Origin of the sequence: Paenibacillus sp. URB8-2, assembly GCF_013393385.1 — a bacterium.
Taxonomy (GTDB): Bacteria; Bacillota; Bacilli; order Paenibacillales; family Paenibacillaceae; genus Paenibacillus_AQ.
In genome coordinates, this window is the sequence record NZ_AP023239.1 from 2,475,133 (window position 1) to 2,487,150 (window position 12,018).

The window sequence follows — 12,018 nt, forward strand, 5'->3', positions numbered from 1 at the left end:
GTGATGTGGGAGAATGCCTTGAAACCGAATCGCGCGATTGAAAAATATGTGCCATTGGTCGATTTTATCGCAATTATGCTGGGAGACAATTGTGAGGTCGTTCTTCACGATCTGACCAACCCAGAGGCGTCGATTGTCGCCATCCGCAACGGACAGCTAAGCGGACGAAGAGTAGGAGGGCCGTCGACGGACCTTGTATTGAAGGTGATGCAGGACAAAATTTATAAAGACCGGGACTATATTGTGAATTATAAAGCTTCCGGCAAGTTCACGACCTTCCGTTCTTCCAGTTATTTTATCCGGGACGATCAAGACGAGATTACCGGAATGCTGTGCGTCAACATCAATATAGAGCCTTATGTGAAGACGAAAGAGCTTCTCAATAGCATGGCATTTATTTCTCAGGACTTGGCTTATGGTGCGGAGGCCATGCAAGATCATGCGGTGGAACCGCCGGTCAAGGAGCAGCTTCATGAGAACGTTGACGATCTCTTTGCAACATTAATCACGGAGGCCGTCGACACGATCGGAATCATCACGGACCGGATGAAGAGCGATGAGAAGCTGGATGTGATTCGGCACTTGCTGGACAAAGGATTCTTTCAATTAAAGGGTGCGGTAAAAGAAGTAGCTAAAGTGCTGGAGATTTCCGAGCCTACCGTCTACCGTTACCTGAACAAAATTAAGGAATAATCTTGCTTTATTAAAATCAGGAGGGAAAAAGAATGAAGAAAAAAAGTAAAATGCTCGGCTTGTTGATCAGTATCTGCTTAATGCTGTCCGTACTGGCAGGCTGCGGCGCCAATTCCGAAGCCAACAATGAACAGGCCGGATCGGATACGGGCAAGTCGTATAAGCTGGCCTTCTTCGGACCTTTGTCGGGGGATGCGATGCAGTATGGAGTTGCCATTAAAGACGCGGTCGAGCTGGAAATCAAAAAAGTGAACGACGAGGGAGGTATAAATGGCGTACCGGTCGAGCTGAAAGTCTTCGATGACAAAAATGACCCCAAGGAATCCGTGAATATCGCCAATAAAATCGTCTCCGACCCCGAAATTCTTGTTGCAATCGGCAGCTTCTCGTCCAGTTGCAGTTTGGCGGCGGCGCCGGTCTTCCAAAAAAATCAGGTTCCCCTGTTCTCGCCGACCGCTTCGCATCCCGACTTCCCGTTCGCGGGTGACTATATGTTCACCTTGGCTATGACCCAGAAGCTGGAGTCCAAGAAGTTCGCGGAATTTGTCATTGACCAATTCGGTCAAAAGAAAGTGGCCACCATTTATCAAAATACGGATTACGGCGTAACGGCCAACGAGATCTTCGTGAACCGGATTAAAGAGCTTGGCGGCGAAGTGACCGGCTCCGAGCAATTCATCTCCGGCCAAACGAAGGATTACAGTCCACTCATTTCCAAAATTAAAGCCCAACAACCGGATATTTTCTATGTCATCGGAACCTATTCGGAAGCCGCGCAGATTATCCAGCAAGCCAAGGCGCTTGATCTGAAGGCGCAATATATCGGAAACGGCCAACTGATCCGGGAAGATTTCCTGAAGCTTGTCGGAGCCAACGGCGAAGGTCTGGTCGTTATGAGCAGCATCCCGGTATTTCTGTCGTCAACGCTGAAGAATCAGACACTGGATGCCAAAACGGAAACGTTCGTTACCGATTTCAAGAACGCCTATCAAGCCGAAGCGGACGGGTTCTCCGCAATGGGCTATGACTCGGCTTCACTCATTGTCAATGCGATTCTGAAGGCCGGAGATGACAAGAAGGGCATCCGGGACGCGCTTGCCCAAACGAAGGAATACGCCGGTGTCTCGGGCAATCTCTCGTTCATGGATACAAGAGAAGTGGAAAGAAGCCTGATCAATTACAGGATTAAAGACGGAACATTTATTCCCTACGTCCGGGAATAGCAGCCCGCTCAGCTATATACGACGAGCTTGAAAAATACTTTTTCTTTTATTAATAAGGGGGGGACGGATTGTTTATTCAACAATTGGTGAATGGACTCACAATCGGAAGCACCTACGCGCTCGTCGCCATAGGGTTTACGCTGATCTTCGGCGTGCTTGAGCTGATCAACTTTGCCCACGGTTCCTTCTATATGGTCGGCGCTTATTTCACGCTGATGCTAACGCTTGCCATGGGAGGGAATTTTGTTCTGGCTTTTATCATCAGCCTGGCGCTTACCGGCGCGCTGGGCGCCATGATGGATCATTTCGCGCTGCGGAGAATCCGTGAGCGAAGAGCGACGAAGGACGCGGCGCTAATCAGCACGATCGGGATCGCGACAGTCATCGACCATTCGGTGCTGGAGTTCTTCGGAAGCGAAACGAAAAGCTTCCCCGCTGTTCTTAATCTTGGAAAAATTACAATAGGCAACACAATCATCAGTTACATGCAGATCATCATATTTGCCGTTGCCGTCGTTCTGATGGGCTTGCTCACCTTTATTCTGTACAAGACCCGGATCGGCAAGGCCATGCGCGCGGTCTCGCAAAATATGGATGCCGCCAAGCTGATGGGGATCAACGTGAATTTTGTAATCAGCTTTACTTTCCTGGTGGCTTCGGTGCTGGCAGCGGTCGCGGGTACGATGGTCGGCATGTATTATCAGGCGATTGAAGTAACGATGGGTTTCGCCATCGGCATGAAATCATTCGCGGCGGCCGTGCTGGGCGGCATCAGCGTGCTGCCCGGCGCTATGCTTGGCGGTCTAATTATAGGCGTTGTCGAAGCCCTGGGCGCATCCATCAACTCCGGATACCGGGACGCTATCGCGTTCGCCGTATTAATTATCGTGCTTATCTTCAAGCCTTCCGGCCTTCTAGGTAAAAAACACAATAATAAAGTGTAGAAAGCGGGTAATTGAATGAATCGGATACTTGCATTTCTGGCCAGGAATCAGTTGCTCTTATCCCTGATCGGCCTTGTTCTTGCCTTGCTCTTTCCTTTGGTCTTCCCGTCCCAGTATTCCATCCGGATGGCGACATTGTGCGGGATGTATATTATGCTGGCGCTTAGCCTGAATCTGATTACCGGGTATTCCGGCCAGGTGTCCCTGGGCCATGCGGCGTTCTTTGGCATAGGCGCTTATACTGCGGCCATCCTGGCAACCCGGTTTGGCCTGAATTTTCTTTTCACCTTCATCGCGGCGGCGATTGTCGCCGGGCTGGCCGCTTTTCTGCTGGGGCTGCCCACCTTGAAACTAAAGGGTCATTATCTCGCCATGGTCACGTTGGGATTTTGTGAGATCGTGAGGCTGGTCGAGATGAACTGGATGGGGCTAACCCGGGGACCGCTGGGAATATTAAATATTCCGCCGCCTTCGCTATGGGGATTTACGATCGACGCCCCGATTGAATATTACTATTTCATTGTTGTTCTGGTCGTGCTGACCATTAAGATTGTCCAGAATATCATCGATTCCAGAGTCGGCAAAGGACTTGTCGCGATCAGCGAAGATGAAATCGCCGCTGAAGCGATGGGCGTTAACATTCTGCGGTACAAGGTGATGGTGTTTGTCATTTCGGCCGCATTGGCCGGATTTGCCGGTGCTTTCTATGCGCAGTACATGAGCTATATTGACCCAACGAGTTTTGGAACCGACCAGTCCATATCCATTTTTATTATGATCATTTTCGGCGGCCTTGCCAGTATACCGGGAACGATTATCGGTGTTATTGTTCTTACACTGTTGCCTGAGTTTCTGCGCGGACTGATGGATTTCCGATTGATTATTTATGGACTTATTCTGATTGCCATGATGCTGGTGAAGCCGGAAGGATTGTTGGGAAATATAAATTTCACACGGATAAAAAAGGCCACGGAGGGAAAAAAGGCGGGTGAACTCAAATGAAGCCTTTGCTGGGTATTGAGAATGTAACGCAAAGATTCGGTGGTCTGGTTGCGGTTTCCGATGTAAGCTTTCAAATCTTTGAGAACGAGATTATCGGGGTGATCGGCCCGAATGGCGCGGGGAAGACGACCCTGTTCAACATCATTACGGGCATCTACAAGCCGACAGAAGGCAAGGTTATATATGACGAAGGCAATATCGCCGGATTCAAGCCGCATCAGATTACACAGAGCGGGCTCGCGCGGACATTTCAGAACATAAGATTGTTTCAAAATATGACCGTGCTGGAAAATGTGATGGTCGGCATGCATACACGGACGAAGGCGAACCTGTTCGATGCCGTATTCCGCACCGCGCGCTTGAAGAAGGAGCAGCAGGAGGCGGCCAAAAAGGCCGAGTATTATCTGAGACTCGTCGATTTGTATGAACACAGGCACAGTGCGGCCAAAAATCTGCCCTATGGCTCCCAGAGAAAGCTGGAAATTGCCAGAGCAATGGCTAGCGAGCCCAAGCTGCTTCTGCTGGATGAGCCGGCGGCCGGCATGAATGAACAGGAAACCGCGGAGCTTATGGCCTTTATTGCCAAGCTCAAGGCTTTGGGCTATACGATTCTGCTAATCGAACACGACATGAAGCTGGTCATGAACATATGCGAACGAATCATCGTCTTTGACCACGGATGCCTGATCGCGGAAGGCGAGCCGGAAGTCATCAAGAAGGAGCCCAAAGTCATTGAGGCGTACCTGGGGAAGGAGGCGTGAGCGGATGGCCTTTTTGAAAATTGAAAATCTGACGGTCAATTACGGCAATATCAAAGCGTTGAAAGGGATTGACATCGAGGTTGAGAAGAACGAAATTGTGACACTGATCGGAAGCAACGGAGCCGGCAAAACGACAACCATGAACACCATCGCGGGCCTGAAGCGTTCATCTGGAGGCAGAATCATGTTCGACGGTGAAGACATCACCCAAATGGGCACGCCGCAAATCGTAAAGAAAGGACTTACCCTGTCGCCCGAAGGCCGCCAGGTGTTCCCAAAGCTGTCGGTATTCGAGAACATTGAACTCGGGGCCTACACGCGAAGCAAAAAAGAGAGAGATGAAATGCTGGAAGTGGTGTATGACCTGTTTCCAAAGCTGAAGGAAAGACGGAGCCAATCAGCAGGAACGCTGTCGGGGGGAGAACAGCAGATGCTGGCTGTCGGAAGAGCACTCATGTGTAAGCCGAAGCTGCTTATGCTGGACGAGCCGTCGCTCGGCTTGGCGCCTCTGATCGTAAAGGAAATCTTCGATCTGATTGTCAAGATCAATAAATTGGGCACGACCATTCTGCTGGTTGAACAGAACGCCCGGATGGCGCTGGCCATCTCCCAAAGAGGCTACGTTCTGGAGACCGGAAAGATTATTCTGAAGGCGGACGCCGATTATTTGTTAAACAGCGAAGAGGTCAAGAACGCCTATCTTGGCGGAGTATAAGACCTGACATTTTATCAGAAAAGAGTGATCAGCCATGACCGTACACACGGAAGACGAACTCCATGAAGAAACCCTATTGCTTCATTCGGGCGAGGATAAGAGTAATTTCTATTATAATGCCGTCGTACCACCCATTTTCCAGACGTCGTTATTTTCCAGTGGAACGTATGAGGAATTCCGGGATGCAATCAATCATGAGAACGGCAGCTATTGTTATACCCGCTACGGCAACCCCAATTTCGATATTGTATGCGATAAAATTGCCAGCCTGGAGCAGGGGGACGGAGCCGTTCTGACAAGTTCGGGCGTGTCCGCGCTTACCATCGCGATTATGGCGAATGCCGAAATCGGGATGCATGTCGTGGCTATTGATAATCTGTACGGCCCGACCCGCAGCTTTCTGGAGCATCTAAAGGAGGTTCTCCGCATCCAGGTTACCTATGTGTCCGGCGAGTCCCTGGAAGAGATTGAAGCGGCCATGACTTCCGCCACACGCCTGGTTGTACTGGAAAGTCCAGTAAGCACCACTTTCGGCGTACAGGATTTACGGGGCATTGCCGCGTTATGCAAGCCAAGAGGGATTGTGACGCTGATTGATAATTCGTATTCCACCCCGCTGCTTCAGAAGCCGCTCAATCTGGGGATCGATATCGTCGTCCATTCCGCGACCAAATTTTTAAGCGGCCACAGCGATACGATCGGCGGAGTCATTGTGTCGAGGGAACCGCATCTGAAGCGGATTCGCAAGCAGCACAAACTGATCGGTTCGTCACCGTCGCCATTTGAAGCGTGGTTAATACTGAGGGGCTTGCGTACGCTCCCTATCCGAATGAAGGAGCATGCCCGCAACGCGCTGGCCGTGGCTGAATTTCTGGAATCGCACCCGAAGATCGGGCGGGTAAGATATCCGGCCCTGCAGTCCTTTCCCCAGTATGAGCTTGCCCGCAGTCAAATGAGCGGATTCGCCGGCTTGTTCAGCTTCGAGATCAACACGGCGAAAGAAAATATGCCCCAATTCTTCAACGCCCTGCATCTGATTAAGCTTGGGCTGAGCTGGGGCGGATTCGAATCGATTTGTGTCCCTCCCCTTGTAAGCTTTGGTAAAGGGATCGACGAGGAAGCGTTCGCGAAGCGAGGCATTACCCACCAACTGGTCCGTCTGCATGTGGGATTGGAAAATCCCGATGATTTGATCCATGAGCTTGACCGGGCGCTGAAAGAGGTTTAAGGCTCGGACCGTCCCTCTCCCGGTTATTCTGTGTCCCGGATGTTAAATTCGAACCAAAGGAGCTGTCCCATAAGTAGTTCTTCTACGTCAGAGACAGCTTTCTTCATTCTAAAAAATCGTAAAAAGTCAGCAAAGCAGTGATTCTCCCGTTATTGGAGAATCGCTGCTTTGCGTTTTTGGTCCACTGCGGCTTGCTTCAGCACATTATGGGCAAGTGAAAGCCACCCGACCTCAAGCGTCACTTTCTCCATGCCGCGAAGCAGAAAACGCCGGAACCCTCGGTTGTTCTTCAGTTGTCCAAATACGCTTTCCGGTTCCGTCATTCGCTGTACCGTCAAAGCATAGCCATCTTCACTTCGCAACATTTCCCTAGCCTGCTTCTGGTACCTTAGCCGTTCCAGACTGACGGCCACTTCCCGATTTCCTGCCGCTTTGGTGCAACGGTCCTTCAGTGGGCAACCGTCGCAGTTTTGGCTTCGGTAATGACGTTTGCGAATTTCATACCCACTTGCCAAGGTTTCCTTGCTTTCTCTGCGGAAATGCAGCATTTGTCCGGCCGGACAGGTCCACGTATCTTCGGCTTCGTCATACGCCCAGTTCTCAATCCTTCCGACCTTCTCTTTCCAGGCTTTACTCTTCTCTTGATGGTAGCTGCCGTATTTCACCACAGCCTGAATCTCTTCCTTTTCCAAATAGGCGTAGTTTTCTTCACTGCCGTAGCCCGCATCTGCAATGACCGTCTGTGGGAGTTTGCCAAGCATCTGCCTTGCCTTTTCCATATGCGGTTGTAGGCAGCGGGTATCGGTCGGTCTTGGGTGTAGACTGTAGGCTAAAATAAACTGGTTTTCGGTCCCAATCTGAACATTGTATCCCGGTTTGAGTTGACCGTTTCGCATGTGATCTTCCTTCATTCGCATGAAGGTCGCATCCGGGTCGGTCTTGCTAAAGCTATTCCGGTCGCCGAGCAACGCTTGGTACTGTTCGTACTTCAGCAGCCGGGGAAGCAGGTCTTTTCGAAGCTTACGAACCGCTTTCTTCAGGAGTTTATCTTTAGGCTTGTTCAGAAGCCGGGCTTCGAGTTCCTGGGTCACTTGTTCGAGTTTCTCGGCGCTAATCGCTGAGGACTCGCCAAGTTCAGCGAGATCGTTGCCTTGGTGTTTCGCTTCTTCTTGGTTCTCTGCAGCTTCGATGGTGGCAAACAGCGCGTGTACGTTCTCTTGCAGTTTGGTCTTATGTTTGCTGACCGCTTTGCCCCAAACAAACGTGTAGCGATTGGCATTGGCCTCAATCTTGGTGCCGTCGACAAAGTAATGCTCTAGGGAGATGTATTTTTCGTCCGCCAGAAATTGAAGAACGGCGGTAAATACGGTTTCGAGGACATCCTTCATCCGCTGAGAACGGAAGCGGTTAAGGGTGCGGAAGTCCGGCGTTGTCGTCCGGCCAGCCACATGAAGGGAATGTTCTCCCGCACAGCTTTGGCCATTTGCCGGGAAGAGTAGATGCGCTGGGTGTAGGCATAAATAATGATTTTGGTGAGCATTTTGGGGTGGTAGCTGTCGCGGCCACCGCCGGGATAAGCGGCATCAAAGATCGAGTCGTCTAGGCGGTTTACGGCAGTGTTGATGACACGAACGAGGTGATTTTCTGGAATGTCTTCTTCTAAATCCATTGGCAGGAAAAGTTGGTCCATGGTATATTGAATGTACAAAGAAATCGCTCCTTTTAGAGATGGTGGGTGGTACTTCCATTTTACCAAAGGGCGATTTCTTTTTGTGTTTTCAAGAAAGAATTTTAGTAACAGTTACAGCTGAAAGCAGCGGAGGGGACGGAATGATTGTGGAAAAGCGGTAGCGGTCGCCTTTGGGTCCGGATTTTCACCGCTAAGGGGAATGAAAAAAATCTGGACACAACAGCGATTGGAACAACGGTCCGTTCGCGGAGCGTCCACACCAAGTGCTTACCTAAATCCTACTCAAAAAACGAGGGGTGTCCCAAGCAGCCATTTCATGGCTTTTGGGACACCCCCTTTAGTCCGTTTTAAGGCCGCCTTGCCGGAAATCAGTGTACCTTGGCGCTGCGCGACACGATGATCGCAAACAGCATGTGAATGAGCAATGTCCATGGAAAAGAAAGAACCCCAAGAGTTTCCAGCAGAATTCCGCCGACCAATTCGCCGCCTATCGCCAGATTCCATGCAGTCACCAGCATGGACTGGGCAATATCAGCGCTGTCGCCAGCTGTTTCGGCAAATACCATCTGAAGTAAGGCGGCGGTCCCCCCGAACGTCAAACCCCAGACCTCGACTGCGCAGCAAGGTGGGAATCGGCTCATTTTACGCCGCTTCAACTCTTCTGCTGCCGGATGCAATCTGCAAATTTCGCTTCAGGTATCCGCTTGTCACGGTTGAGTTAACGGAAGGAACCTCGATTCAGATTAAATGTAGCGTCGAGGACCGGACGCTGGAGATCGGCATTATCGCTTCCCCTTTTGACGAGTATGATTTTAAGGTTCTGAAGCATGATCACACTGGTTGGCGTGGTGCCTGAGAATCATCCTCTGAGAGCGGCAAGCGAAATTGCGCTGGATCGCTATAAGGAGGAGCTTAATTTTTGCAAGGGCATTCACGATGCCGTTGTGTTGAGAGATTATTTCATATAACGAACTCATGTATCTATATTTGAACCTTATTGCCATTTGTTCTACAATATAAGGAATACTACCTGTCGTTTAGGACAACCGGGAGGTGAAGATATGGATCAATACGAGGTGGCAACGTTAAAGAAAGGGCTGCTGATTCTGGAGGCGCTGCGGGAAGGGCAGCCGATGACGCTGACTGAAATTATGCGGATCTTTCAATTGAACAAATCAACGACATTCCGATTGCTGCACACGCTGGAGAACGCGGGGTATATTGAGAAGGAAGATCGTTCTTACCGTGTTACGGACAAGTTGGGAAGGACGCCGGCGGCCTCGAATCCGAGACTCGACTGGCTTGCGGTGCCTCCGCTAAATCAATTGGCTCAGGAGGTGGGAGAGACACTTTATGTCGGAATACTTCATGACCTCCATGTGGTAACGACGCAAGTGGTGGAAGGCACGCATACGATGCGGATTCATTCCCAGGTCGGCGATTCCTCTTATGCGCATTTGAGCGCCTTCGGCAAGGTCATTCTGGCCCATTTGGACGAAGCGCGGAGGGAAGAGATTTTGAGCCGGCTCACGCTTCACAAAAACACGGAAAACACTTTTTCCGACATGCATCTGCTCAGAGAGCATCTTAAAGTGATCCGGCGGCAGGGCTATGCAGTTGATGATGAAGAGACTGAGGTCGGTCTGCGCTGTATCGCCGCTCCGATCTATTATGATGATGCAGTGATTGCCGCGGTGGCACTCGCCGGTCCAGCCGCTCGCCTTACGAAGAAGAAAGACCGGGCGCTGAGCAAAAGATTGCTGGAATGCAGCGCCCAAATCTCCAGAAAACTGTGAAAGGCCGAAAGACACGTCTCTTGGACGCGTCTTCCGGCCTTTTTCAGGACAGGACAGCCAATTTTATTTGCCAGCCAGAAACCGCCGGACGCCTTCAACCGCGTACTCATGGTCCAATTCGCCGGTCAATCCGCCAACCGTGACGGAACCGACAACGCCGAGTCCCTTGACACGGATGGGTAAAGACCCGCCCACCGCCTGATAATCCCCGGGAGAGAGCAGCGAGCCTTCGGTGTGCGTGGTTCCGTTCTCGATAAAGCGGGCTTCGATATATGCGGAACTCCGGTTGTAATGATCGACAATCCGTTTTTTGCGGAACAGCCAGACATAATTTTCCTCCGAAGTGCCATCCATCAGATGAGTGAAGACGGGTACGCGGCACCGTTCAATGTGGACGGCGATAGCTGCATTTTTTTCCTTCGCATATTGAATAATCAGATTTCCCAATTGCAGAGCGTCCTCATTGGTGAATCCGGTGAATTCGAGTTCTTGCTCTAATTGATCCAATGTCTGCAAGTTCATATTTTCTCTCTCCTTTATTTAATGTAATAATCCGGTTAATCGAATAACCGCTGTCTGCGGTCCAGACGGTAATTGATCAGCGCTAGCGCCATGGCGGCCGCCGTCATAATCGCGCCGATCCAGGCAGTATCGAGATAGCTCATGTAATCGACCGCGTACCCTCCAAGCACCGACCCGGCGGCGATGCCGATGTTAAAGGCGGAGATGTTCAGCGCGGAAGCAACCGACTTGGCGGATGGAACCAGCTTCTCGGCCAGCATCAGAACATAGGTTTGAACGCCTGCCGACATCATGAAAGCGAACAGGCCCAGCAATATAATGGACAGGATGCTTAAATGTTTGCCGGGGAGCAGCCAGATTTGCAGCAGCAGCGCCGCTGTCTGAAACAGGAACACATACCGGAGCGCCTTCACCGGATGTCCGTTCGCCAGCTTGCCCCCCGCCAGATTGCCGACGGCAACGGCGATGCCGTAGACGAGCAGCAGCAGGGAGATGGAATCGGACGAGAAGCCGCTGATCTCTTCCAGAATGGGAGACAGATAAGTGAACAAGGCGAAGGTTCCGCCAAAACCGGCTACGGTCATGAGCAGCGCCAGCAGAATGCGCGGATTGCCGGCTAGTCTGCCCACATCCCCGATTGTCGGTGAAGTGCCCTCGCGGGAGACTTTGTTTACCGCGAATATGACGACCAGCAAGCCAATGAGGCCCAGGACGGCGACGGCGGCGAAGCTGAGGCGCCAATTGAACTGCTGGCCGATGTAGGTTCCGAATGGAACCCCTAAAATGGTGGCGACTGTAAGTCCCGTGAACATGATTGAAATAGCGGTTCCTTTCCTGTCTTCAGGGACCATATCGGCGGCGACGGTTGCGGCGACCGCGAAGAAGACGCCGTGGGCGACCGCCGTGACGACTCGGGAGAACATCAGCAGCGAGTAGGACCCGGCAAGGGCGGACAGAACATTCCCCGCTGTGAACAGCGCCATCAGGAACAGCAGGTAGCCTTTTTTCGGGAGGCGGCCGGTCAGCGCTGCAACGATCGGGGTACCGATTGCGATAGCCGCGGCGTAGCCCGAGACCAGAGTTCCGGCTTTGGTTATCGTGATTCCAAGATCGTTGGCCACCGTCTGGAGAAGACCGATGATTACAAATTCGGTCGTGCCGATGGCAAAGGCGCTGACAGCCAGTGCGAACAGCGCGAGATAGATTTTCGTGGACATACATTCACCTCCTTTGATGATAAAAATAGTAGAGCATCATTCATGAAGATTCAAATATAGAATTAAAGTTTCTATAATTGAAACAAATTCGAGGTGGCGGCGGCCGATTGCTCGTGAATCGCTCCCGGGTCTGCTCCGCTTCCCTTTCCGTTATTTCCAATACAAGCAGCCCAAACTTCAATAAGATGTAATCATTACGGACCGCTGCTAGTCCCGGCGGCAATACA

Annotated in this window: 12 protein-coding genes and 1 pseudogene; 9 read left to right on the forward strand and 4 right to left on the reverse strand. The window is 51.3% G+C overall.

Going from position 1 to position 12,018, the window contains the following annotated elements; translation table 11 throughout:
* Positions 1–18 precede the first annotated feature (18 nt).
* The 7 genes from PUR_RS11255 to PUR_RS11285 all read left to right on the forward strand — a co-directional run bounded on the left by PUR_RS11255 (position 19) and on the right by PUR_RS11285 (position 6,566).
* Complete coding sequence (locus PUR_RS11255) at positions 19–693, forward strand: helix-turn-helix transcriptional regulator (protein ID WP_197970137.1); 675 nt, start codon at positions 19–21, stop codon at positions 691–693.
* Positions 694–725: 32 nt separating this feature from the next.
* Positions 726–1,916: an ABC transporter substrate-binding protein gene (locus PUR_RS11260; RefSeq protein WP_179035317.1), complete on the forward strand. Its 1,191-nt coding sequence runs from the start codon at positions 726–728 to the stop codon at positions 1,914–1,916.
* Positions 1,917–1,984: 68 nt separating this feature from the next.
* Positions 1,985–2,860 (forward strand): branched-chain amino acid ABC transporter permease, encoded by an 876-nt coding sequence (locus PUR_RS11265; RefSeq protein WP_179035318.1) that lies wholly within the window; start codon positions 1,985–1,987, stop codon positions 2,858–2,860.
* A 15-nt stretch (positions 2,861–2,875) separates the two neighbouring features.
* Complete coding sequence (locus PUR_RS11270) at positions 2,876–3,862, forward strand: branched-chain amino acid ABC transporter permease (RefSeq protein ID WP_179035319.1); 987 nt, start codon at positions 2,876–2,878, stop codon at positions 3,860–3,862.
* Positions 3,859–4,623 carry an ABC transporter ATP-binding protein gene (locus PUR_RS11275; RefSeq protein WP_179035320.1) on the forward strand — a complete coding sequence of 255 codons (765 nt, stop codon included), beginning with the start codon at positions 3,859–3,861 and terminating at the stop codon, positions 4,621–4,623. The genes PUR_RS11270 and PUR_RS11275 overlap by 4 nt, the downstream gene beginning before the upstream one ends.
* 4 nt (positions 4,624–4,627) lie before the next feature.
* Positions 4,628–5,338: an ABC transporter ATP-binding protein gene (locus tag PUR_RS11280; protein ID WP_179035321.1), complete on the forward strand. Its 711-nt coding sequence runs from the start codon at positions 4,628–4,630 to the stop codon at positions 5,336–5,338.
* Between the two features lie 34 nt (positions 5,339–5,372).
* A complete protein-coding gene (locus tag PUR_RS11285) occupies positions 5,373–6,566 on the forward strand; it encodes a trans-sulfuration enzyme family protein (RefSeq protein ID WP_179035322.1) in 1,194 nt (397 codons plus the stop codon).
* Positions 6,567–6,715: 149 nt separating this feature from the next.
* Here PUR_RS11285 and PUR_RS11290 read toward each other — a convergent pair.
* Positions 6,716–8,274, reverse strand: a pseudogene (locus PUR_RS11290) (IS1182 family transposase).
* A 350-nt stretch (positions 8,275–8,624) separates the two neighbouring features.
* On the reverse strand, positions 8,625–8,897 hold the full coding sequence (locus PUR_RS11295; RefSeq protein ID WP_179035323.1) for an MFS transporter: 273 nt from the start codon (positions 8,895–8,897) through the stop codon (positions 8,625–8,627).
* On the opposite strand from PUR_RS11295, the gene PUR_RS26540 reads away from it, so the two are divergent.
* Both PUR_RS26540 and PUR_RS11310 read left to right on the forward strand, forming a co-directional pair.
* Positions 8,882–9,112: a LysR family transcriptional regulator substrate-binding protein gene (locus PUR_RS26540; RefSeq protein ID WP_179035324.1), complete on the forward strand. Its 231-nt coding sequence runs from the start codon at positions 8,882–8,884 to the stop codon at positions 9,110–9,112. The two genes, PUR_RS11295 and PUR_RS26540, sit on opposite strands and share 16 nt — an antisense overlap.
* A gap of 205 nt (positions 9,113–9,317) precedes the next feature.
* Positions 9,318–10,052, forward strand: coding sequence for an IclR family transcriptional regulator (locus tag PUR_RS11310; protein ID WP_179035325.1), 735 nt, complete (start codon positions 9,318–9,320; stop codon positions 10,050–10,052).
* A gap of 63 nt (positions 10,053–10,115) precedes the next feature.
* Here PUR_RS11310 and PUR_RS11315 read toward each other — a convergent pair whose 3' ends face one another.
* Both PUR_RS11315 and PUR_RS11320 read right to left on the reverse strand, forming a co-directional pair.
* A complete protein-coding gene (locus PUR_RS11315) occupies positions 10,116–10,574 on the reverse strand; it encodes a heme-binding protein (protein WP_179035326.1) in 459 nt (152 codons plus the stop codon).
* Between the two features lie 35 nt (positions 10,575–10,609).
* Entirely contained in the window at positions 10,610–11,791 is a 1,182-nt protein-coding gene (locus tag PUR_RS11320; RefSeq protein ID WP_179035327.1) for an MFS transporter, read from the reverse strand.
* Between the last annotated feature and the right edge of the window lie 227 nt (positions 11,792–12,018).